This is a genomic window from Micromonospora sp. NBC_00858 (assembly GCF_045207365.1).
Taxonomy (GTDB): domain Bacteria; phylum Actinomycetota; class Actinomycetes; order Mycobacteriales; family Micromonosporaceae; genus Micromonospora.
Genome location: NZ_CP108828.1, coordinates 1,230,063 through 1,253,384, shown reverse-complemented (window position 1 = coordinate 1,253,384; position 23,322 = coordinate 1,230,063). Strand labels below are relative to the sequence as shown.

The following is a 23,322-nucleotide window of genomic DNA, read 5'->3' as shown; positions in this document are numbered from 1 at the left end:
GTCACGGGCGACCATGACGCCACTTGAACATCGCCAGCGAGGCCCGCATGGCGGAAGCGGTCGGCTGCAGGGTCATCAGATCGATCGGCGGCCGGAACCGCTGCCACGTAACCGACCGTGGCCGGCTGAACTCACGCAGGCCGTCCGCGCCGTGGACCCGCCCGAAGCCCGAGTCGCCGACGCCGCCGAAGGGCAGTGACGGCACGCCGGCGTACCCGAGCACCGAGTTGACCGAAACCGCGCCCGCCCGTAGCCGTGCGGCGAGCGCCAGCCCGTGGCGACGATGTCGCGTGAAGATCGAGCCGGAGAGCCCGTAGTTGGTCGCGTTCGTCCGGCGCAGCGCCTCCTCGGCGTCGGCCACCGGGTTGACCACCAGCACCGGACCGAACGTCTCGTCGGTGACCGCCGCGCTGTCCTCGGGGACGTCGGCCAGCAGAACCGGCTCGACGAACGGGGGCCGCACCGAACTCGCGTCACCGACCACCGCCCGGGCACCCCGGTCGATCGCGTCGGTGATGTGGCTCAGCACGATGCCGGGCTGAGCCGGCGTGCTCATCGGCCCGTACGGCGCATCCGGCTCGGCACCCGGCCGGACCTGCCGCACCAGCTCGGCCAGCTTGGCCACGAACGGCTCGTACACGGCCTGCTCGACGTAGACGCGCTCGACTCCGGCGCACGTCTGCCCGGCGTTGCCCAGCCCGCCGAACACGGCCGCCTGGGCGGCCGCATCGAGGTCGGCGTCGGCCGTGACGATGAGCGCGTCCTTGCCTCCGCCCTCGATCACGACTGGGGTCAGGCGCTCGGCGCAGGCGGCCATCACCGCACGCCCCGTCGCCGCCGATCCGGTGAACGCGATCTTGTCGACCGCCGCGCGACACAGCGCGGCCCCGGTCGTGCCGTCACCGGTGACGACCTGCAGGACCGGTCGATCGGGAAGCAGTTCACTCCAGCGCTGCGCCAGCCATACACCGACACCGGGGGTGAACTCGCTGGGCTTGAACACCACCGCGTTGCCGGCGGCCAGCGCATGCGATATCGCCCCCATCGGCGTGTAGACGGGGTAGTTCCACGGTCCGATCACGCCGACGACGCCGTACGGCACGTACTCCACCGAGCTGGCCTGATTGAACGCGAGCATGCCGGAGGACACCGCTCGCCGTTTCAGCACCCGCCGGGCGTGCCGGGCGGCCCAGTCCAGGTGTTCGATGGCGAGCATCACCTCAAGCTGGGCCCCCGCAACCGTCTTGCCGGTCTCGCTCCGGATGAGCTCGGCCAGCTCGTCGATGCGGCTCGCGACGAGCGCCTTGTATGCGAGCAGATGACGCCGCCGCTGCCGGGCGTCCAGGCCGGCCCACCAGTCTGCCGCCTCGCGCGCTTGTTGGACGGCGGCGTGTACCGCAGCTTCGTCGGCAATGTCGTAGTCGGTGCGGGACTCGCCGGTTATCGGGTCGACGACGTGGAGCCGGCGCGGGTGCTCAACGAGAGACGTCATCGGCAGCCTCCTGACATTTGATATTCGATAGTCTAGCCTTGCTGTCAATCCCTTTGCGACGCTGGAGGTACAGCTGTGGAATGGAGCGACGAGCAACGATCACTTGTCGCGGCAGTGCAGGACTTCTGCCGCCGTGAGGTCGGAACCCGTGAGCAGCGGCAGAAGCTCACCAACGGCGGACGGGAAACCCACAGCCCGGAGTTGTACCGCAAGATGGCCGATCTCGGCTGGCTGGGTCTGTCGCTGCCGGAAGAGTTCGACGGCGGCGGCGGCGGCATGGTGGAGCTGTGCCTCTTTCTGGAGGAGACCGCCAAGGCGATGGCACCGCTCAGCGGCTTCACCACGTCGATCATCGTCGCCGCCACCTACGAGCGGTTCGGTTCATCGGAGCAGAAGAAGCTCATCCTGAGCGGGGTGGCCCGAGGCGTCGTCGAGGCGGTCGCGATGTCCGAGCCCGAGGCCGGCTCAGACGTGGCCAACCTGAGCTGCCGCGCCGAGCGCCGGGGCGACGGATTCGTCATCAACGGCCAGAAGACCTGGTGTTCCAACGCTCATCTCGCCGAGCACATTCTGCTGGTCGCCCGCACGTCGGGCCGGGCTGGCGACCACAACGGCCTGACCATGTTCCTGGTCCCCACCACGGCGCCCGGACTGACCATCTCCGGTATTGAGACCATGGGCGGCCGCGAGGTCAACGACCTCTACTTCGCCGACTGCATGCTGCCCGCCGACGCCGTGGTCGGCCAGCTCGACCACGGCTGGCGGCAGCTGATGGCCGGGCTCAACATGGAGCGGCTGATCCTCGCCAGCGCGATGCTCGGCACCGCCCAGCGGGCATTCAACGACGTCGTGGACTACGTCAAGAACCGGCGCCAGTTCCGCCGGCCGATCGGGTCGTTCCAGGTGATCCGGCACCGCCTGGCCGACTTGGCCACCGAGATCGAGTGCACCCGGCTTCTGGTCTACAACACCGCCGCCCAGGTCGACCGATCTCCGAGCACGGTGCTACCCCGGGAGAGTTCGATGGCGAAACTCAAGGCCACCGAGACCGCCCGCCGCGTGGCCCTGGACGCGATGCAGATGATGGGCGGCTACGGGTACGCCACCGAGTTCGACATGGAGCGCCTGGTCCGGTCCTCGATCGTGTCCACCGTCTACGGCGGCACCAGTGAGATCCAGCGCGAGATCATCGCGAAGACCTACGGACTGTCCGACCAGTTGCAGTAAGGCTTATCCACGACCAACCTGACCACCGTGTTGCCGCAGGTCAGACGCGGGATCTCCGCCATCGTGACCGATCCTCAGTGACACGCCGTCGGTGAACACGTCCACCGACGGCGTACACCCCGGCCGACGAGTGTGCCGAACACTCACCGGCCGGGGTGTTTTGTTAGGCACTGTTCGCCGGAATGGTCCGCTGGTGCCCGCCCATCCACAGGGCGCGGTCCACGACTCTTCCCAAGAAGTTACGTGTGATTTACAGTGCCGTAAGCACGAAGATGATGCCCGCGCTATCGATCGCGGGCCGATCGCCTGTCACCGCCGGTACCGCCGGTCCGGTCACGCACAGGTCCGGCGGTGCGCCGTCCTGGGCATTCGCCGACACCGCCAGCCACCAGCGGCGACGTCTGACGGAACACCGCAGGACAGGCCCGTCGCATCACGGAGAGCCGTTCGGTCGGCCGCCTCGAACCGTTGACGGCACCGACCATCGCGTCGAAATGAGGATCCATGCATAGAGCCCCTGCCGTCCTCCGGGCTTCAACCATTCTCGTCGCCGCCATGGTGGCCGCGACCGGCTGCGCTTCGGACACCCCGAGCACCCAGAGCACGACCTCCACGCTGTCCAAGTCACCGATCACCGTGGGCTTCCTCAACCCGTCCGGCGGGCCGGTCCCCCAACCGGGCACCGACACCGGGGTCAAGGCGGCGCTGTCCTACATCAACGGTGAGTTCGGCGGCATCAACGGCCACCCGCTGGAGGTCGTCTCGTGCGACACCGACACGACACCTGAGCGGGCACAGTCGTGTGCCAACATGTTCGTCGAGAAGAAGGTGGTCGCCGTCATGGACGGCTACAACCTGTCCTCGAGCGCGACCCTGCCGACCCTGACCGCCGCGCAGATCCCGCTCGTCGGCATGATTCCGTTCGACTCCGTGACCGGCGCCAAGGCGGAGAACCGCGTGTTCTTCGCCGCACCGCAGGCCGCCTTCCTCATCGGCGCGCTGCAGGCGTTCAAGACCGAAGGTAAGAAATCGGTGACGCTGGCCCTCGTCGACACCCCGTCGTCGCACCAGACCATCGACAATCTCCTTCCGGTACTGGCCAAGGCGCTCGGGATCGACGCCAAAGGCGTCTATTTCTCCCCCACAAATCCCAACTTCACCGCCGTGGCCTCCACGATCGCCCGGGACAACCCCGATGTGGGCGGCTTGGTCGCCGCGCCGAGCGAGGCCGTCTGCACAGCCCTGGTCAAGGCATTGCGGCAGTTGCGGTACCAGGGCGAGATCTTCACCGCCGCGTGCACCGACTACGTCAAGGGTGCCCCGGAGCAGGCTGCCGGTGGTGCCCTGTACTCGTCGAACTGGCTGCCCGCCGCCGCCCGGTACGCACCCGCGGAGGTCCAGAGCGATCTGGCGCTGGCCGAAAAGCACATCTCCGCCGTGTCCGGCGGGACCGCCGGTTACTACGCGTTCGGTGAGTTCGCGCTCTTCATGAACTTCGCGAAGGCGATGTCCACGGCCACCGACGCCGACCTGACCGGCCCCGGTGTCCTCAAGACGCTCAAGGCGCTCAAGGGCTTCCCGAGCTTCCTCGGCCCCAAGGTCACCTGCGGCAGCGCCACCTCACCCAACTGCACCACACAACTACTGCTGTTCGTGGTCCAGCCCGACGGTTCGATCAAGCCCGTCACGGACACCTGGATCACGCCCATTCCCCAGGTCGTCAGCGTCATTCCCGGCGCGGTGTAAGCCCCCGGCGACGGCGTGCGCGGGCCGCACGCCGTCGCCCACCGTCCATGTCAGGGCCAGCACAAGGAATCGACCATGGATCAGCTCTTGTTGTTCGTCACGCTCGGCTTCGCCGGCGGGGCGGTGTACGCCGTGATCGCCGCGTCCATCGTGTCCCTGTACGCCGCCACCGGAGTCCTCAATTTCGCACAGGGCTCCCTGGCCCTGTGGGCGGTGTGGGTGGTGGCCGAGCTGCGGCAGAGCGGCACGCTCGTGTTTCCCATCGGCGCGGTGCAGCTCAGCTCGCAACCGCTGCCGGCCTGGCCCGCTGTCGCGCTCGGCGTGCTCAGCGCGGCCGGGCTGGCATTCGCCGCGCACTGGCTGGTGTTCCGGCCGCTGCGCACCGCACCACCGTTGTCACAGGTGGTCGCATCGGTCGGGCTGATGCTGGCGGTCGCTGCGCTGGTTCCGCTGCGCTTCTCGACCAACGGAGTACTCGCGCCCGCCCTGCTCACCGACCGGACGCTGTCCGTGGGCGGCACCGTGGTCAACATCAGCGACCTGGTGCTTCTGGTCGCGACCCTGGCGGTGGCGCTGGTGCTCTCGGTGTACTTCCGGTTCACCCGGTGGGGCGTGGCGACCCGGGCCGGAGCCGAAGACGAGCTCGCCGCCAGACTGACCGGGTTGTCGCCCGACCGGCTGGCCAGCGTCATGTGGCTGCTCACCGGCGCGGCGACGTCACTGGTGGCCGTCCTTGCCGCCCCGACACTCGGCCTCGATCCGATCGGCTACATGTTCTACGTCCTGCCCGGCCTCGCCGCCGCCCTTCTGGCCCGCCTGACCTCGATCATCACCGCGTGCCTGGCCGGTGTGGGTATCGGCGTCCTTCAGTCGGTGCTGCTGTTGTTGAGCAGCTTCGATGGTTGGCCGGTCTGGGCTCAGGCTGGCCTCGGCGACGTGGTGCCGTTCGTGCTCGTCATCGTCGCGTTGGTCGTCCTAGGGCGTGTCCTGCCGATCATGGAAGCCAGATGATGGCGGCGATGAGGACGAGGCTGGCGCGGTAGAGAGATGCGCGTTTGGCGTAGCGGGTGGCCAGGTCACGCCATTGCTTGAACCGGTTGAAGCAGCGTTCCACGACGTTGCGCTTGCGGTAGATCGCCTTGTCGAAGGCTGGTGGCCGCCCGCCGTTGCTGCCCTTGGCGGCGCGGCGGGCGACCTGGTCGGATCGTTCGGGGATGACGTGCCGGATCCCGCGGTGACGCAACGCTCGGCGGGTCGAGTCGTGCGCGTAGCCCTTGTCCGCGATCAGCACCTCGGGACGTTTGCGGGGTCGACCCGGTCCGGGCTCGTTGACGCAGATCGCGTCCAGCAACGCCAACAGTTGAGGGTTGTCGCCGGCCTGGCCGGGAGTGAGCAGGATCGACAGCGGCCTGCCGCGTCCGTCGACGGCGAGGTGAATCTTCGTGCTCAGTCCTCCGCGGGATCGGCCGATGGCCTCGCCATCTTGCGTACCAGGCGTCGCCGCACGTGTTGCGGAGCCCCCTTTTTGCGGGCGCCAGCGGCATGCTGGTGCGCCCGCACGATCGACGAGTCCACGCTGATCGTCCACTGCACCGGTGTCCCGTCGTCATGCACCTGTGCCGCCGCGAGGATCCGATCCCACGTCCCGTCGGCCGTCCAGCGCCGCAGCCGCTCATGGCAGGTCTTCCACGGCCCATACCGTTCGGGCAGGTCACGCCACGGCGCACCGGTCCGCAGCTTCCACAAGATCCCGTTAACGACCTGACGGTGATCGCGCCACCGCCCCCGCGCACCGCCCGGCTCCGGCAGCAGCGGCGCGATCACCGCCCACGCTTCATCGGTCAACTCACCACGACGCACCACCGGCACATCGTCAACGATCAACCACTACAAGATCGGCAGGACACGCCCTAGGTCGGCACATCCCCGCACGGGGTGCGTTGGGCACGGTACGCATGCCGGCAGTAGAGCTGCCCCGACGGCCGTTGCCGGCGGCCATGGCGCTGGCCGGGGCGGCTGCCCTGGCCGTCGGGCTGACGTCGGGCAGCTGGCGGTTCGGCGTCGTCACCTCGATCATCATGGCGCTCATCGCACTTTCGCTGGTCGTGCTCACCGGCTATCTGGGCCAGATCTCGCTCGCCGCCATGGCCTTCGCCGGTACCGCCGGGTTTCTGCTGTCCCGCGCGACGATGTCCTGGCACATACCGTTCCCGCTGTCGATCGTGGTCTCGGCCGGCGCTGCCACGCTCGTCGGTGTGGTCGTCGGCCTGCCGGCACTGCGGGTCCGCGGGGCGCAGCTGGCGGTCGTGACCCTGGCCGGTGCCGTCGCCCTGCAGCAACTCGTCTTCGCCAACCCGGCGCTGACCCCGTTCGAGGGCAACCTCATCGCGGACCCCACCCTGTTCGGCTGGGATCTGGCGGTGCGCCGCGGTACCGACCTGACGACCTCCGCGTTCGCGACCACAGTGATCGTCATCGTCGGCCTGCTGACCCTGGCCGTCGCCCGGATCCTGGCCGGCGCGACCGGCCAGTCGTTTCTGGCCGTCCGGTCCAACGAGCGGGCGGCGGCAAGCGCCGGCATCAACGTGGCCCGCGTCAAACTGACTGGCTTCGCGCTCTCCGCGTTCCTCGCCGGTGTCGGCGGATGCCTCATCGGCTACAGCCGCTCACAGCTGTCGGTCGAGTCGTTCAACATCATCGTGGGACTCAGCGTCCTGTGCATGGCCTACGTCGGCGGGATCACCCGAATCAGCGGTGCGCTCATCGCCGGACTCGTCGCCCCCCTCGGCGTGCTCTACACGCTGCTCAACGGCACGCTCGGCCTCGGTCGGTACTACACCCTCATCGCAGCCTGCGCCCTGGTCGTGACCGCCGTACTCAATCCGGCGGGTATCGCCGGCGGCGCCACTGGCCTGCTGCGCGGACACACCCGTCGGGAGGTCACCTCGTGAGTGAGACCCAGCCGCTGCTCACCACGACCGGCCTGACCGTCCGCTACGGCGGCGTTGTGGCCAACAACGACATCAGCATCCATGTCAACGAGAGCGAAGTCGTCGGGCTGATCGGACCCAACGGCGCCGGCAAGACCACCTTCGTTGACGCCGTCACCGGATTCACCCCGGCCCGGGGCACGATCAGCGTGGCCGGACGACGGATCGACCGGCTCGCGCCCCACGAGCGCCGCCGTACCGGTCTGGCCCGAACATGGCAGGCGGGAGAGCTCTTCACCGACCTGACCGTGCGCCAGAACATCGCGATCGCGTCCGGCCGGGGGCCGCTGCACAACCTCTGGAGTGACCTTGCCGGTCGTCGCCGGCCCGACCACGACGTCAACGGCGTGATGGAGATGTTCGGCCTGCACTTCATCGCCGATCGCCGCCCTGGCGAGCTGAGCCTCGGCCGGCAGAAGATCGTCGGCGTCGCCCGAGCCCTCGCCGGCGCCACTCGCGTCCTCCTGCTCGACGAACCGGCCGCCGGGCTGGACACCAACGAGAGCACCGAATTCGGCGGCCACGTCCGTGCCATCGCCGCATCGGGTCGGGCGGTGCTGCTCATCGAGCACGACATGAACCTCGTCGCTGACATCTGCGATCGCGTGTACGTCCTGGACTACGGGGCCGTCATCGCCTCCGGAACGCCGCGCGCCGTGCTCGCCGACCCGGCTGTGCGTACCGCGTATCTCGGATCGGAGCTCGTGCCATGAGCGATGTCCTACGACTGCACCGCGTCACGGCTGGCTACGCCGGTGTCCCCGCCGTCCGGGAGCTCGACCTTCACATCGCCGAGGGCGAGGTCCTAGCCCTGCTTGGCCCCAACGGTGCGGGAAAGACCACGGCGCTGCTGACCGCTGCTGGGGTCATCCGGCCAATGGTCGGCACCGTCACCGCGTTCGGCCGGCCGCTGCGTGGACGGCTGGAGCAGAATGCCCGCGCCGGCCTGATCCTGGTGCCTGACACGCGAGGGGTGTTCCACAACCTGTCGGTACGCGAAAATCTCGCCCTCGCCCGAGGGTGGCGCTCCAGCCTCGGGCACGCCCTCGACCTCTTCCCCGCTCTGAAACCACTGATGTCACGTCGGTGTGGTCAGCTGTCCGGCGGTGAGCAGCAGATGCTCGCCATCGCCAAGGCACTGGTCTGCCGGCCACGGGTCCTGCTCATCGATGAGATGAGCATGGGTCTGGCCCCGATCGCGGTCCAGGCCCTGCTGCCCGGCATCCGAGCGCTGGCCGACCGGCACGGTGTCGGTCTCGTCCTCGTCGAGCAGCACATCGACCTCGCTCTGTCCATCGCCGACCGGGCGATGGTGCTTCACCACGGCCGAGTCGTGCTCACCGGGTCCGCCGCCGAACTCCGCGCCGACCGGCGCAGCGTCGCCGAGGCCTACTTCGGTACCGCCCCCGCGCCTGGCGCCGGCCACGCGGGACCCCACCCACCGCTCTGAACGGAAAAATCATGGAATTATCTGCCAAACAGCGCGCCGCCCTGGCAAGCATCTGCGACACATTCGCACCGGGCGATGGGGCCGACCTGCCGTCGGCCAGTCAACTCGGCGCCGTCGACATCATGGCCGCGATGGTCCTGCACAACCCTCGCGCCGCCGAGGTCAAGCAATTCCTCCGGCTGCTGGACCTGTGGGAGTCCCCCGCCATCCAACTGATCCTCGGCGGAGGCGCACGACGGTTTTCCCAACAGAGCCAGCAGCGCCGCGAGCAGATGCTGCTCACCCTGGCCGAATCGAGTATCACCCCCAAGCGGGCGCTCTTCCAGGCACTCAAGGGCGCCGCCACGCTGTCCTACTACATGGCACCAGGACCGACCGGTCATTCGCCCCTGTGGCACGCCATCGGCTACCCCGGCCCGCTCGGCACCAGGACCGACGCCCCCGAGCCCGTACTGGCTCCGCTCCGCCCGTCTGAGGTGACCACCCTGGACTGCGACGTCGTCATCGTCGGGTCGGGCGCCGGCGGCGGCACCGCTGCGGCCGTACTCGCCGGCCGCGGCCTGGACGTAATCGTCATGGAGAAGGGCGAATACTACGACGACAAGGACTTCGACGGCGGGGAATTGTCCGGACTGTCGCGGCTGTACGCTCCAGGCCCCGCAGCCACCGCAGAGGGCCAGCTGAGTCTTCTCCAGGGACAGTGCCTCGGTGGCGGCACCGTCGTCAACTACACCACGTCGTTTCGCACCCCGCCGCGCGTTCGGGACGAATGGGCTGCGCTGGGCGTGCCGCAGTTCGCCACGGATGAGTACGACCGCTGCCTCGACGCGGTGTGGTCCCGGCTCGGTGTCAACCGCGACCACGGCCAGATCTCGTCCCGCGACGCGCTAATGGAACGCGGACTGGCCAAGCTCGGCTGGCACGTCGACGAGATGCCCCGCAACGTCGACGGCTGTGACACCGGCATCGAGTGCGGGCGGTGCGGCCTGGGCTGCCGCATCGGCGCCAAGCAGTCCACGACCAAGACCTGGCTCGTCGACGCCCAGCGTTCAGGTGCGCGACTCGTCGTCGGCGTCGACGTACGCACTGTCACCGTCAAGGCCGGCAGGGCGACCGGCGTCGCCGGCCACACGGCCGACGGTCACCCGGTGACCATTCACGCCCGCGCCGTGATCGCCGCCGCCGGCAGCGTGCAGACCCCGGCCCTGCTACGCCGTTCCGGCCTCACCAACCCGAACATCGGCCGGCACCTCCATCTGCACCCTGCCACCGGCGTCTGGGGCGTGTTCGCCGAGGAGATCCGACCGTGGGAGGGCGGGATACAGACCCGGTACTCCACCGAACATGCCGATCTCGACGGCCATGGCTACGGCGTCATCTACGAGACCGCCGCCACCAACCCGGCCACCGCCGTGTCGTTCATGAGCTGGACGGGCGCCCAGTCCCACCTGGACCAGATGCGATCGCTGCCGAACCTCAGCGGGGTCGGCATCATCACCCGCGACCGCGACAGCGGACAGGTCAAGGTCGGCAGCGACGGCGAGCCCGTGGTGCACTACCGCATCTCCGACTACGACGCCGCGCACATGCGGGCCGGGATCGAGGGCGCCGCCCGTATCGTCGAGGCTGCCGGCGCCCTCAAGCTGTTCTCCGGACATCAGCGCGGCAAGATCTGGGAACGCGGCAAGGGCTCCATCGACGACTTCATCCAGTACACGGACGCCTTGGGGACCGCGCCCGGCCAGATCGCCATGGCCGCCCTGCACATCATGGGCGCGGCCCGCATGGGCGGCAGCAAGGCGACGTCGGTCGCCGGGCCGGACGGTGCCACCTGGGAGATCCCGAACCTGGTCCTCGCCGACGCGTCCACCTTCCCGGCGTCGTTGGGCGTCAACCCGATGATCTCCGTAGAGGCCATCGCGTACATGAACGCCCAACGCCTCGCCGCCGCCCTCTGACCAACTATTCGAACCGCTCGCCCCGTTCGGCCATGGCCAACAGTTGCTGGGGCGGGCTGAACCGGTCACCGTAGCGCTCCGCGAGCACCCGCGCGCGGGCGACGAAGCCCGGCAGCCCGCCCTCGTACTGGTTGATGTACTGCAGGACGCCGCCGGTCCAGCTCGGATAGCCGATGCCCAGGACCGAGCCGACGTTGGCGTCGACCACCGAGGGCAGCACGCCCTCTTCGAGGCACCGCACCGACTCGATCGCCTCGATGAAGAGCAGTCGCTCCTTGAGGTCGTCGAAGGGCGTGTCGAGGTTCGTTCCGCCGAAATTGTCCCGCAGGCCCGGCCAGAGCCCGACCCGCTTGCCGTCGCGGTAGTCGTAGAAGCCAGCGCCGCCCGAGCGTCCGGGCCTGCCGCAGCCGTCGATCATCCGGTCGATGACCGCGTCGGCGGCGTGCGGCTGCCAGGTGCCGCCGGCGGCAATCGTCGCCGCGGCCGTCTCCTGCCGGATCTTGCGGGGCAGGGTGAGGGTGAGCTCGTCCATCAGTGCGAGGACCGGTGCGGGGTATCCGGCCTGGCTACTGGCCTGCTCGATCGTGGCCGCCGGCACCCCCTCGGCCAGCATCGCCACGCCCTCGTTGGTGAACGTCCCGATGACCCGGCTGGTGAAGAAGCCGCGGCTGTCGTTGACGACGATGGGCGTCTTGCGGAGCCGACGTACGATGCCCAGGGCCCGCTGCAGCGTGGCCTCGTTGGTCCGCTCGCCGCGAATCACCTCGACCAGCGGCATCTTGTCCACCGGCGAGAAGAAGTGCAGCCCGATGAACTCCTCGGGCTTGCTGACGCCCTCGGCGAGCACCGTGATGGGCAGCGTGGACGTGTTGGAGGCGATGAGCGCGTCCGGCGCGACCTGCTCGATCTCCGCGTACACCTTGTGTTTGAGCGCGGGATCCTCGAAGACCGCCTCGATGGCGAGGTCGACGCCGGCCAGGTCGGCCATGTCCTCGGTGGCCTGGATCCGGGCCAGGATCGCGTCGCGCTCGTCCGGTGTGGACACGCCGCGGGCGACGGCCTTGTCGAGCAGGCCCACCGAGTACGCCTTGCCCCGCAGTGCTCCCTCGACGGTCACGTCCTTGAGCACGACCTGCATCCCGGCCCGGGCACACACGTAGGCGATGGCGGCGCCCATCATGCCCGCACCGATGACAGCCACCCGCTGCACCGGCGGGTGGCCCTCACCGACGTCCCGCGAGCTGGCCGTCTGCACGTCGAAGAAGAGCGCTTTGATCATGTTCTTGGAGATTTGGCCGGTGGCCAGCTCCGTGAAGTACCGCCCTTCGATGCTGAAGGCGGTGTCCAGGTCGACGTGCGCACCTTCGACGGCGGCGGCGAGGATGCTGGGTGGGGCGGGATAGGGCGCGCCCTTGAGCTGCTTGCGCAGAGTGGCAGGCATGGCCGGTAGCTGGACGGCGAGCGCCGGGGTGGACGGGGTTCCGCCGGGAATCTTGTAGCCCTTGCGGTCGTAGGGCTGCGTCGCGTCGGGGTTGGCAGCGATCCAGGCGCGGGCGGCGTCCATCATGCCCGCCTCCTGGGCGGCGATCTCGTTGACCAACCCGTGCGCGAGTGCGTCCTGCGGTCGGCGCCGCTGGCCGCGTAGCAGCCAGTTGACCAGCGCGTCGGCCACGCCCAGCAGCCGGACGGTGCGCACGACGCCGCCGCAGCCGGGCAGCAGACCAAGGGTGACCTCGGGAAAGCCGATCTCGATGGCGGGGTTGTCGAGCACGATGCGGTGGTGGCAGCCCAGTGCGAGCTCCAGTCCGCCACCGAGGGCCGATCCGTTGATGGCGGCCACGACCGGACGACCGAGTGTCTCCAGCCGGCGCACGGCGTTCTTGAGCAGACGTGTGTTGGCCTCGGAGGCCTCGGCGTCGGCCGGCGTCAGCCGCAGCAGGGCGTCCAGGTCGCCGCCGGCGAAGAACGTCTTCTTGGCCGAGGTGATGATCACGCCAGCGATCTGGTCGCGCTCGGCCTCGAGCCGATCCACCGTCGCCACGAGGCTCGCGCTGAACTCGTCGTTCATCACGTTCGCCGAACGCCCGGGGTGGTCGAGGGTGAGCAGGACGATGCCGTCATCGCCGTACTCCCACCGGATTGTGTTGACCATTCGTGACTCCTCAGATTCGTTCAATGACGGTGGCGATGCCCATGCCGCCGCCGACGCAGAGCGTGGCGAGCCCGTAGCGACCACCGCGTCGCTCCAGCTCGTCGACGAGCGTGCCGAGGATCATGGCTCCGGTGGCCCCCAGCGGGTGCCCCATCGCGATCGCACCGCCGTTGACGTTGACGATGTCCATGCTCAGGCCCAGGTCAGCGACGAACCGCAGGACCACGGCCGCAAACGCCTCGTTGATCTCCACCAGGTCGAGGTCCTCGACGCCGAGGCCAGCCTTGGCCAGCGCCTTGCGAGCGGCCGGAGCCGGGCCGGTGAGCATGATCGTCGGATCGGCACCGCTGAGTGCGGTAGCGACGATGCGCGCCCGCGGGGTGAGACCGGCGGGCGCACCGACCGCCTCGCTGCCGATGGCCACCAACGAGGCGCCGTCGACGATGCCGGACGAGTTGCCCGCCGTGTGAACGTGGTTGATGCGCTCGATCCAGTGGTACTTCTGGAGCGCGACCGCGTCGAAGCCGGCCTTCTCACCGATGCGAGCGAAAGAGGGACGAAGCGCGGCGAGACCCTCGGCGGTCGAGTCCAGCCGGATGTGCTCGTCGCGGTCGAGGACGGCCAATCCGTTGCGGTCCCGCACGGGTACGACCGAGCGGTTGAAGTAGCCGTTGGCCCACGCCTTCGCCGCCCGGGCCTGCGACTGCAGCGCGTAGCCGTCGACCACGTCGCGGTCATGGCCGTCGAGGGTCGCGATAAGGTCCGCGCTGACGCCCTGCGGCACGAAGCCGGTGCGGAAGTTGGTCTCCGGATCCAGCGCCCACGCCCCGCCGTCAGACCCCATCGGCACCCGGGACATCGACTCGACGCCGCCGGCGAGCACGAGATCCTCCCAGCCGGAACGCACCTTCTGTGCGGCGATGTTCACCGCCTCCAGGCCCGAGGCGCAGAAGCGGTTGAGCTGGACGCCGGCCACCGTGTCGGGCAGGCCGGCGACGAGGGCAGCGGTCTTGGCGATGTCGGCGCCCTGGTCGCCCAGCGGGGACACCACCCCGAGCACGATGTCGTCGATCAGCGCCGGGTCCAGGCCCGGCATCCGCCGCAAGGTCTCCTCGATCAGACCAGCGACGAGCGAAACCGGCTTAACCCCGTGCAGCGATCCATTCGGCTTCCCCCGGCCGCGCGGTGTGCGCAACGCGTCGTAGATGAACGCCTCGGTCGTCATGGCCAAGCTCCTCGTTGCTCGCCCGGATGCGAATTCAGCCTAACTTTCGTGGAGTTCACGGTGGCTTGTCAAGGAGCCTCGGCACGCGAAGCGCGCTGGCCGCCTTCGGCCTCGTCCCCGCACGGCGAGCGAGAAGGCCGACCGTCGCCGCAGCCTTCTCGCGAGGTGGGGCTAACGTGTAGGGGTGCGACCAGCAGCGAGCGGCACGGGCCCCGTAGCGACGAAGCGGCCGAAAGACCGCAAAGACCGCATTGCACTGGCCGGTGCCGAGCTGTTCTGCGAGCGGGGCTACCACCGGGTCTCCGTCGACGAGATCGCCGCCGTCGTCGGCATCAGCGGCCCGGCGGTGTACCGGCACTTCCCGAACAAGTACGCGATCCTCGTGCACGCCACCCGGGAGGTCGTCGGCGCCATGCTCGCCGCGACCGCCGACCCGCTGACGAGCACCACCGAAGGCGTCCTCGACGAACTGCTGAGCACGCTCGCCGGAATCGCCGTGAGCAAACGGCGCGTCGCCGGGCTGTACCAGTGGGAGGGCCGCTACCTCACCCCCGAGCATCGGCAGGAGTTCGCCGCGACCCTTGCCACGCTTATCAGCCGCCTCGCCGGGCCCCTGCGCGAGCTACGGCCCGAGCTGACTGCCGGACAGGCGGAACTGCTGGTCAACGCGGCGCTCAGCGCCTTCGGCAGCGTGACCACCTACCGCGCGGCGGCAACCGGCACCGACACCGAGCAGCTGCTCACCCGGGTCGCCTGGACCCTGCTGCGGGCCGACGCGCCCCAGTTGCCGCCACAACAGCGTGCCACGCCGGGCACGGCGCCGGTGCGCCCGGCGTCGCGCCGTGAACTGCTGCTGATCGAGGCGATCCGCTTGTTCCACCGCCACGGCTACCATGCGGTGGCCGTCGAGGACATCGGGCGCGCGGCCGGCATGCAGGCCTCCAGCGTGTACCGACACTTCCCCAGCAAGGCCGACCTGCTCGCGGCCGCCTACTACCGCGCCGCCGACCGCCTCGCCGGTACCACGATCGCGGCGATCGCCGAGGCGAGCGACCCGGCCGACGCCCTGCGCCGGGTGGTGCAGGCCTACGTCGCCTATGCGTTCGGCCAGAGCGACCTTGTCGCGGTCTACCTGGCGGAGAACAACAACCTGCCCGACGAGGACCGTCACCAGCTGCGCGGGGCGCAGCGCCTGCACGTCGAGGAATGGGTGCGACTCGTGGGCACGGTGCGACCGGACCTGCCGGTAGCCGACGCCCGCGTGCTCGTGCACGCCGCGCTCAACGTCATCACCGACATCGGCCGGCTCGGCCGCTTCGACCGCACCGAGGGCTACGACGCCCAGACGGCCCGCCTCGCCCTCGCAGTGCTACAGGCCTGACCAGCGGCCAACCCGGTCATATCGCGCACGCACTCCAGGCCCGCCGAGACTTCGAGGGCCTCAATGGTGCTGTGATTGACTAGCACGTATGCTCTCGTGCCCACCCACGTCTGATCGACTGGTCCGGTGACCACCGGGCCGACTGCCGCCACCCGACCGCGCAACCGCAAGCAGGTCATCGTCGAAGCGGCCGGCCAGGTGTTCAGCGAGCGCGGCTACCACGGGGCGTCCATGGAGGAGATCGCCGCCGTCGTGGGTATCAGCGCGCCGGCGCTGTACCGACACTTCCCGAACAAGTACGCGTTGTTCGCCGAGTGCGCCAACCTCATAGTGGACAATCTCGTCGCGGTCATCGACGAGTGGCCGCCCGAGGCGGCCCTGCAGGATGTACTTGTTGCCCTCACTCGGGTCACGGTCTCGCACCGCGCGTCGGGCAGCCTCTACCGGTGGGAGGCCCGGTACCTCGAGCGTGCGGACCGCCGGCTGCTCCGGACGAAGTTCGCGCACGTCGTGGGGCGGGTGATCGAGATGGTGCGGTGCGAGTACCCGCTGCCCGACGAGCGCCTGCGGGCCGTGGCGGCCCTCGGAGTGATCGGGTCCATCACGATGCATCACACCTCGATCGCCCAACGCCGGATCGAAGAGCTGTTGCTGGCATCCGCCATGGGCGTGGTCGCCACCGATCCGGCGGCGACCGCCGGCACGGCGCGCCTGGTCGAACTGCCCGCCCAGCCCGTGCCGCGCACCCGGCGCGCGGAGATCCTGGCGGCGGCCATCCCGTTGTTCGCGCGGGACGGGTTCGCCAACGTCACGAACGTGCAGATCGCTCAGGCGGTGGGGCTCGCCCCGTCCGCGATCTATCGCCATTACCCCGGCAAGGTCGACATCCTGGTGGCCGCTTGTCTGCAGGCGTCGGGACTGCTGGCCCAAGCTGTGGACCGGAGCCTTCATCAGGCGGCCGACCCGCGTCAGGCCTTGGTCGCGCTGGCGGCGGCGTACGTGGCCTATTGTTTCGAGCACAATGCGCTCAACAGTGTCGCCGAAGCCGAGGTCGCCAGTCTTCCGGCCGACCTGCGGCGGCCCTTGATCCTCGCGCAGCGTGAGCACATCGCCGTCTGGGAGCAGCAGTTACGGACGGTCCGTCCGGAGCTGGACCCGCGACAGGCCCGGCTGCTGGTCCATGCGGGATTCGGCGTGGTGGTCGAGGCCGGGCGCGCCCTGCGATGGCAGGACGCCCCCGGCCACCGGGACGCGGTCACCGCCCTGGTAACCGGCGCCCTGACCCTGTGAACGGGGGTCGTCCACTCAGCTGCCGGGCCGGTTCACAGTCGGAATGGTGATGGGAGTCTGGGTCGGTGAGCTGCCGTTGTTGAGGAACAGCATCGCCAGGCCGCGCACGAACCGATCGAACATGGTGAAGGTTTCCGGCATGACCGGCGACAACCCTTCGCGGAACCTGATGTACGTCGGCCAACCGACCTCGATCACACCACGCGAGACGAGGTGGCGCGGCAGCTGCAGCCAGTTGCCGATCTCGTCGCTCAGCAGGTAGCGCGCGAACTCGCGCTGGAATCCCTTGGTGACGCCCAGGTCGACCGATGAGGTCAGGTTCAGCAGGATGTCGGCCAGGTCGATGCCCTCCCGGGTGGGAGCGAGGAGCGGCGTCAGCGCGTACTCCGACTGTTCGTCCGCGGCAGCCCAGGTCGCGGGGATGAATTCGTCCCGTACGCCCAGCAGGTGCAGCGCGACCTGCCACATGTGCAGGAAGGCCTCCTCCTCCGCTGTCGACATCCGCAGGCCGAAGCGACGCCACTCGACCAGCTTGCGGTGCACATAGGTGCCCAGGCTGTGGAAGGTGATCAGGATATCGCCGTTGCTGATCGGAATTGGGTGGTCCGTGACGCCCCGCCATTTCGCTGACTGCGGCAGCAGGTGCCGCACCGCGGCGTGCGTCAGGCGGGTCTTGTGGGAGGTGACCATGAAGTAGCCCGTGGGCTTGAAGGCGTCGGGCGCGTTGAGGTCGTAACCGTACGTGAAGGTCTTGGCCGCACGCGCCTTCATGTCGGCGCCGCCCTCGGACCAGTAGACGTTGCGGGCCTCCCGCGGGATCACCGTGCTCATGATTCCGCTGCCCAGGCCGTAGAGCAGGAACAGGTACATGCTCATGCGCTTGTTGAACTGGGCGGCCCGGTCCAGCTTGGCCGGGTCGGCCCAGGCCGGCAGGGTGTTGACTTTCCTCAGGTAGGTGGTGAGCGCGGGCGGCAGGCCGCTGGGCAGCGGGTCGCCGTTCCTGCTCCACGACTTGAACGCGTTGTTGACGGCGGGGATCTGATTGTTGTCCAGCAGCGAGACGAGGAGCGGGTCGGTGTCGTCGTCCCAGACCTCCCACGGGTCGGTGACCGTGTCGGTGCCGGCGATCGAGTTGGCGGACGACCACGCCCACGCTTTGGCAGGTTCCGTCGCGGCCACCAGACCCAGCGCGGCACCGAGGGTCAGGATGCTTCTTCTGCTGAGATTTTCCATTCGCACGTCTTCTCCCGGTCGGCCGGACAGCGCCCTGAACACCGGCTTGCGGAGGTGCTACGAGCAGGTTTCAAGTCATCCGGGTGTGTGATTTTCTATTAACATAGATGAGCATCACGTTGCCGGCAAGAGGGCATGTTCGACGCAAAGTCGTATCGATCAACTTCGAGCTGGCGGGCGGCTTGGCGGCCCGGACGGGGCGACAGGGGCGACGGGTGTTTCCGACGCCGGGCGGCAGTCGTCGAGGTGGAGCGGGCGGGCACCGTCACCCGACTATGCGTTGGCGCTGTCCCTCAGCCAAAGGTGAGGACGGGTTTGATCGCAGTGCCGTCGCGCATGCCGGCCACGGCGTCACCGATGTTCTCGAAGGGGAAGGTGGCGATGAGCCGATCCAGCGGGAAGAGGCCGCGCTGGTAAAGGTCGACCAGTGCGGGGATGAAGCGCGCCGGGTCCGCGTCGCCCTCGATCACGCCGTGGACACGGATCCCCTTGCTGAGCAGGCTCATGACGTCGAAGGCGACTGTGGTGCCGATGCCGACGAGGGCGAGGTCGCCCCGGGGCCGCAGGGCGCTGACGGCCTGCCGGAGCATCTCCGGTCGGCTGGTGGTGTCCACGATGTGGTGTGCGCCGCCGCCGGTGAGGTCGAGCACGGTGGTGACGAGGTCGTCGGCCGCACTCGGGTCCAGGGCAGCCTTGGCGCCGAGCTCAGTGGCCAGGGCGCGTCGCGAGGCGACCGGTTCGATGACGATGACAGGGTCGCAGCCCAGGACGATCGCGGCCATCAGCGCGCTGAGTCCGACCCCGCCAGCACCGATGACGACCAGGGAGCCGCCCGACTCGGGGCGCAGACGGTTGAACACGGTGCCCGCCCCCGTCTGCACACCGCAGCCCAACGGCGCGGCAACGACGGCCGGCAGGTCGGCAGGAACCCGGATGGCGTTGCGCTCATGGGCGACCGCGAACGTGGCGAAGCTGGACTGGCCGAAGAACTCACCGTGTACGAGGGCGCCGTCGCGGGACAACGGCGTGGTGCCGTCGCCACGGCGGCCGGAGGTGTTCAGGGTCCGCTGGGAGTGGCAGTAGGCCGGGTGGCCGGCCGCGCACTGCTCACACAGACCGCAGCTGTTGAAGGTCAGGCAGACGTGGTCGCCCGGCGCGAGGCCGGTCACTTCCGCGCCGACCGCCTCGACCACACCGGCCCCCTCGTGGCCGAAGACCATGGGTGTGAGCCGCCGGGGCCAGATCGCCTGCATGCTGAGGTCGGTGTGGCACATGCCAGCCGCGGTGATCCTGACCAGCACCTCGTGCGGCCGTGGGGCTTCGAGATCCACGGCCCGGATGACGAACGGTCCACCCGGGGTGTCGGTGACGGCTGCTCGGATCCGCATGACCAACTCCTTCGTTCGAGCGAACTCAGGCGACGCGCTCGAGAACGAAGTAGTAGAACGGGCCGTCGGCGGAGAAGTTCTTGCCGTTCATGATTCCCATGAGCGTGTTCTCGTCGACTCGCTTGAAGTGGTCGAAGATCGGCTGGCCGTCGTAGACCATCGTCGCGGTCGACTCGCCGCGGAACTCGACGGTCCACAGGCTCGCCTCGCCCTTGCCGAGCACGGTGTTGGAGTACAGCTCGCCCTCGTCGTTCCGGCAGATCAGCGGCTTGACGTCCTTGAGGGTGACGAAGGTCTTGCCGTACCACCTCACCTTGTCCAACTGCCCGTTGACGGGGTGGCCCGTGTCGAACTCGCTGCCCTTCCACTCGCCGAGGATCTCTTCGGGGCGGACAGTGTCCAACCCGGACCAGATCTCGTCGAGTTCGGCGGCGGAAATCTGGCCATCCTGTCGGCGCAGCTTGGAGAAGCGGGCTCGGGCCTTGCTCGCGTTCATGATGGCTTCCTCTCGCCGTACGCCGGAGCGTGGGTAGCGACACCGGCCTCGGCTGACAGGATAGACATCGAATATCGAATATCAAGTCTCCGCAGGGCCGTGAAGATCCAGGTGACGAAGATTCGGACATGACGACGTCCGTTGCATCCATCTCATAGAAGTGATTCGATTCGGCCAGGGCGCCACACCCGGCCTGGACACGAGCCGCGCCGTCGCCGAATCTGCTTGGGAGGTGGTCGCGATGGGTGGCGGTCGATACCGCTGGTTGCATCGAATCGAGGCGCTCGATCCGGTACGCGACCATCACGAGATCTACCGGATCTCGGTCGGGTACGAGTTCCCCTTCGACTACCAACGGGCGCTGGAGCTCGCACTGTTCCGCACGTACTGCGTACCGAGCATCTCCGCACTGCTCGACGCGACCGGCGAGTTCCGGCTCCGCGCGCAGCAGAGGTACGACGACACCGCGTTGCTGATGGCGGAGATGGCGGAGCACGGGTACGACTCGCCGCGCGGCAAGCAGGCGCTGCGGGTCATCAACCGGGTACACGGCCGGTACCCGATCTCCAACGACGACATGCTCTACGTGCTGTCCACGTTCGTGTACGAGCCGATCGAGTGGCTGGACCGGTTCGGCTGGCGTCGGCTGCACGAGCACGAGCGGCTGGCCGCGTTCCACTACTACCGGGCGGTCGGTGCGCGGATGGGCGTCCGCGACGTGCCGGACGACTTCGACGCGTTCTGGGACTTCAAGCGCGAGTACGAGCGCGCCACGTTCCGCTACGCCCCGACCAATCAGCGAATCGGCACCTACACCCTGGGCCTGTTCAGCTCGTGGTACCCGGCGCCGCTGCGCCGGGCCGCGCGGCTCGGTGTGCTCGCGTTGCTTCCCGCCGAGCTACGCGCCGCCTTCGGGTTCCCGGCCGCGCCGCGCTGGATGTCCGGAGTGGTCAACGGTGGGCTGCGCACTCGGGCCGCGGTGGTGCGGCTGTTGCCACCGCGTACCGCGAGCCGGTTGACACACGCGCCGCACAACCGGACCTACCCCGGCTATCCCCAGGGGTATCAGCCCGCAGATCTGGGTCCGCCACCACCGCCGCCCGACCACGACCCGAAGTGACTGGCCCGCCCGTACCAGCAACCGGACTGCCGGTCTGACCTGACGCGTCGCGCCTGAGGGCTTGGCGGGGAAGGGCGTGACATGGCCTGACCCTCCACAAGGGTCAGAGCATGACCAAACCCGGTGCGGTTCAGGCACGCCCGCTCGTCATCGGTCAGTTCCACCACCCCACGGCGGACGACCCGCCGCCCCCGACAGCCTCCTACCTGCCGGCGAATTGACGACTCAGGCTGTTCACCCGTCAACCTCGCGTGGAGGACTCAACGAGCCGCGCCTGCCGACTGGTAGAGGGTGTCGATGCTCTCGCTGTAACGATCGACGATGACGCGGCGCCGCAGCTTCAAGGTGGGGGTCAGCTCGCCCGACTCCGGCGTCCAGGCCGACGGCAGCACCTGGAAGGTCTTGACCTGCTCGGGCCTGGCGAGCTTGGCGTTGGCGGCGTCGACGGCAGCCTGGATCTCGGCGAGCAGCAGCGGCTCCGCGGCCAGGCCGGGCAGCTGCGCGTCGCTGATGCCGTGCGCTCGCGCCCACTGGGGCGCGACCTCGTCATCCAGCACGATCAGTGCCGTGATGTACGGCCGCCGGTCGCCGATCGCGACCGCCTGACCGATGAGTGGATGCGCCCGAAGCAGCCCCTCGATGTGCGCCGGCGAGATGTTCTTGCCGCTGGAGTTGATGATGAGTTCCTTCTTGCGGTCGGTGATGGTCAGGAAGCCGTCGTCGTCGATCACGCCGACGTCGCCGGTGGCCAGCCAGCCGTCCGCGTCGGTGGCCGGCTCGACGCTGCCGTCGCCACGCAGATACCCGGAGCACACCAAGGGCCCGCGTACGAAGATCTCGCCATCGGCAGCCAGGCGCGCCTGCATGCCGGAGATGGGCCGACCGACGGTCCCGGTACGGAACCGGTCCAGGGTGTTGATGGTGGCGGTGCCGGTGGTCTCGGTCATGCCCCAGACCTCCAGCACGTCGACGCCGAGCCCGGCCAGGAACCGCAGGACGTCGACCGGGATCGGGGCGGCGCCGCTGCCGGCCCAGACCATGTTCTGCAGGCCCAGCGTGGACTGGAGCGGTCGCAGCACCGTGGCTTCGGCCTGCGCCACCCGGGCGGCCAACTCGTCGGGCACCGGCTTGCCCGCCGCAAGCAGCTCGTACGCCTCCAGGGCCACAGCGCTCGCGGCGCTGAAGGCGTCCCGCACCATCGGTTCCGCGGCGGCCAGATGGGCCTGTACGCCGGCTGCCATCTTCTCCCAGATCCGCGGGACGCCGAAGAACGAGGCGGGGCCGACCGCGCGCAGGGTTGCGATGAGCTGGGTAGGGTCGGGGCAGATGGTCACGTGACCCGCACGGTAGATGGTGTTGTAGATGCCCAGCATCCGCTCGGCGATGTGGGCCAGCGGCAGGTAGGCCACCGACGGCGCGTGATTGGGCACGGGCACGGTGGCCTCGAGGGCCACGGCCTGGTAGATCACGTTGTGGTGGCTGAGCACGACGCCCTTCGGGTCGCCGGTCGTTCCCGACGTGTAGAGCAGCGTCACCGGCTGCTCGGGTCGGACCTCGCGCCAGCGACGTTCGAAGGCGTCCGGGTCGGCCTGGTGCGCGGCCTGGCCGAGGGAACGTACCTGCGACAGCGGCACGATCTCCGGGGTCGTGCCGCTGGTCTCGGCCTCGTCGACCAGCACGATCCGGCGGAGCTTGGGCAGGTCCGGCAGGATCGAACGCCAGCGGGCCAGTTCGTCGGCGCCTTCCAACACGAGCACCTGGGCGCCGCTGTGCACCGCCAGGTACCGCAGCTGATCAGTGCTCAGCGTCGAGTAGACCGTGGAGGGCACCGCGCCGAGATGGACCGCGGCGAGGTCGATCAGCCAGTGCTCCGGCCGGCTGGACATCATGATCAGCATGTGGCTGCCTGACTCCAGGCCGATCTCGGCCAGGCCGCCGGACAGCTCGGCGACCTCATCGCGCAACTCGGCCCAGGTGCGGGTGTCGTCGCGGTTGAGCGTGGTCAGCGCAGGCAAGTCGGCGAACTCGGTGGCGTTGCGGTGTAGGAGGGCGGGAATGGTCAGGTCGGCAGCCGTCTTGGCGCATTGGTCGGCAAGGGTGTCGGCAGGGTCCATGAGGTACTCCTTCAACCGTAACCGGGCCTGGTGGTGGCGTGAGTTAAGGCCGGCGTACCC

At 68.9% G+C, this 23,322-nt stretch carries 18 protein-coding genes; 10 read left to right on the top strand and 8 right to left on the bottom strand.

Annotated elements, in window-relative coordinates; translation table 11 throughout:
• Position 1 precedes the first annotated feature (1 nt).
• Positions 2–1,492, bottom strand: a complete 1,491-nt coding sequence (locus OG990_RS06015; protein WP_406081667.1) for an aldehyde dehydrogenase family protein — start codon at positions 1,490–1,492, stop codon at positions 2–4.
• A 75-nt stretch (positions 1,493–1,567) separates the two neighbouring features.
• Between OG990_RS06015 and OG990_RS06010 the strand changes: the two genes are divergently transcribed.
• The 3 genes from OG990_RS06010 (at position 1,568) to OG990_RS06000 (ending at position 5,476) form a co-directional block, all read left to right on the top strand.
• Positions 1,568–2,719, top strand: a complete 1,152-nt coding sequence (locus OG990_RS06010; protein ID WP_406079305.1) for an acyl-CoA dehydrogenase family protein — start codon at positions 1,568–1,570, stop codon at positions 2,717–2,719.
• A gap of 555 nt (positions 2,720–3,274) precedes the next feature.
• A complete protein-coding gene (locus OG990_RS06005) occupies positions 3,275–4,465 on the top strand; it encodes an ABC transporter substrate-binding protein (RefSeq protein ID WP_406079304.1) in 1,191 nt (396 codons plus the stop codon).
• Between the two features lie 75 nt (positions 4,466–4,540).
• A complete protein-coding gene (locus OG990_RS06000; RefSeq protein WP_406079303.1) occupies positions 4,541–5,476 on the top strand; it encodes a branched-chain amino acid ABC transporter permease in 936 nt (311 codons plus the stop codon).
• Here the strand turns inward: OG990_RS06000 and OG990_RS05995 are convergent.
• Positions 5,460–6,325, bottom strand: a protein-coding gene (locus tag OG990_RS05995) for an IS5 family transposase (RefSeq protein ID WP_328426520.1) whose coding sequence is annotated in 2 segments (ribosomal slippage) — positions 5,460–5,992 and positions 5,992–6,325 — 867 coding nt in all. Because the reading frame shifts where the segments join, the coding sequence is not laid out codon by codon here. The genes OG990_RS06000 and OG990_RS05995 overlap by 17 nt on opposite strands.
• A gap of 95 nt (positions 6,326–6,420) precedes the next feature.
• On the opposite strand from OG990_RS05995, the gene OG990_RS05990 reads away from it, so the two are divergent.
• Genes OG990_RS05990 through OG990_RS05975 form a run of 4 tightly spaced genes read left to right on the top strand, consistent with a single transcriptional unit; the run spans position 6,421 to position 10,863 of the window.
• Positions 6,421–7,416, top strand: coding sequence for a branched-chain amino acid ABC transporter permease (locus tag OG990_RS05990; RefSeq protein ID WP_406079302.1), 996 nt, complete (start codon positions 6,421–6,423; stop codon positions 7,414–7,416).
• The gene (locus OG990_RS05985; RefSeq protein WP_406079301.1) at positions 7,413–8,168 is read left to right on the top strand and encodes an ABC transporter ATP-binding protein; all 756 of its coding nucleotides are present in this window, start codon (positions 7,413–7,415) and stop codon (positions 8,166–8,168) included. The genes OG990_RS05990 and OG990_RS05985 overlap by 4 nt, the downstream gene beginning before the upstream one ends.
• Complete coding sequence (locus OG990_RS05980) at positions 8,165–8,905, top strand: ABC transporter ATP-binding protein (RefSeq protein WP_406079300.1); 741 nt, start codon at positions 8,165–8,167, stop codon at positions 8,903–8,905. The genes OG990_RS05985 and OG990_RS05980 overlap by 4 nt, the downstream gene beginning before the upstream one ends.
• An 11-nt stretch (positions 8,906–8,916) precedes the next feature.
• Positions 8,917–10,863 carry a GMC family oxidoreductase N-terminal domain-containing protein gene (locus OG990_RS05975; RefSeq protein ID WP_406079299.1) on the top strand — a complete coding sequence of 649 codons (1,947 nt, stop codon included), beginning with the start codon at positions 8,917–8,919 and terminating at the stop codon, positions 10,861–10,863.
• Between the two features lie 4 nt (positions 10,864–10,867).
• Here OG990_RS05975 and OG990_RS05970 read toward each other — a convergent pair whose 3' ends face one another.
• Positions 10,868–13,015: a 3-hydroxyacyl-CoA dehydrogenase NAD-binding domain-containing protein gene (locus OG990_RS05970; RefSeq protein ID WP_406079298.1), complete on the bottom strand. Its 2,148-nt coding sequence runs from the start codon at positions 13,013–13,015 to the stop codon at positions 10,868–10,870.
• A gap of 10 nt (positions 13,016–13,025) precedes the next feature.
• Complete coding sequence (locus tag OG990_RS05965; protein WP_406079297.1) at positions 13,026–14,240, bottom strand: acetyl-CoA C-acetyltransferase; 1,215 nt, start codon at positions 14,238–14,240, stop codon at positions 13,026–13,028.
• Between the two features lie 184 nt (positions 14,241–14,424).
• On the opposite strand from OG990_RS05965, the gene OG990_RS05960 reads away from it, so the two are divergent.
• Entirely contained in the window at positions 14,425–15,621 is a 1,197-nt protein-coding gene (locus tag OG990_RS05960; protein ID WP_406079296.1) for a TetR/AcrR family transcriptional regulator, read from the top strand.
• A gap of 126 nt (positions 15,622–15,747) precedes the next feature.
• Positions 15,748–16,911, top strand: a complete 1,164-nt coding sequence (locus tag OG990_RS05955; RefSeq protein WP_406079295.1) for a TetR/AcrR family transcriptional regulator — start codon at positions 15,748–15,750, stop codon at positions 16,909–16,911.
• A 15-nt stretch (positions 16,912–16,926) separates the two neighbouring features.
• Here OG990_RS05955 and OG990_RS05950 read toward each other — a convergent pair whose 3' ends face one another.
• The 3 genes from OG990_RS05950 to OG990_RS05940 form a co-directional block, all read right to left on the bottom strand.
• Positions 16,927–18,144 carry an oxygenase MpaB family protein gene (locus tag OG990_RS05950; RefSeq protein WP_406081665.1) on the bottom strand — a complete coding sequence of 406 codons (1,218 nt, stop codon included), beginning with the start codon at positions 18,142–18,144 and terminating at the stop codon, positions 16,927–16,929.
• Between the two features lie 293 nt (positions 18,145–18,437).
• The gene (locus OG990_RS05945) at positions 18,438–19,532 is read right to left on the bottom strand and encodes an NAD(P)-dependent alcohol dehydrogenase (RefSeq protein ID WP_406079294.1); all 1,095 of its coding nucleotides are present in this window, start codon (positions 19,530–19,532) and stop codon (positions 18,438–18,440) included.
• A 25-nt stretch (positions 19,533–19,557) separates the two neighbouring features.
• On the bottom strand, positions 19,558–20,028 hold the full coding sequence (locus tag OG990_RS05940) for a DUF4334 domain-containing protein (RefSeq protein ID WP_406079293.1): 471 nt from the start codon (positions 20,026–20,028) through the stop codon (positions 19,558–19,560).
• Positions 20,029–20,269: 241 nt separating this feature from the next.
• Between OG990_RS05940 and OG990_RS05935 the strand changes: the two genes are divergently transcribed.
• The gene (locus OG990_RS05935) at positions 20,270–21,148 is read left to right on the top strand and encodes an oxygenase MpaB family protein (RefSeq protein WP_406079292.1); all 879 of its coding nucleotides are present in this window, start codon (positions 20,270–20,272) and stop codon (positions 21,146–21,148) included.
• A 260-nt stretch (positions 21,149–21,408) separates the two neighbouring features.
• On the opposite strand, the gene OG990_RS05930 is transcribed toward OG990_RS05935, so the two are convergent.
• Positions 21,409–23,262, bottom strand: coding sequence for an AMP-dependent synthetase/ligase (locus OG990_RS05930; RefSeq protein ID WP_406079291.1), 1,854 nt, complete (start codon positions 23,260–23,262; stop codon positions 21,409–21,411).
• Positions 23,263–23,322 lie beyond the last annotated feature (60 nt).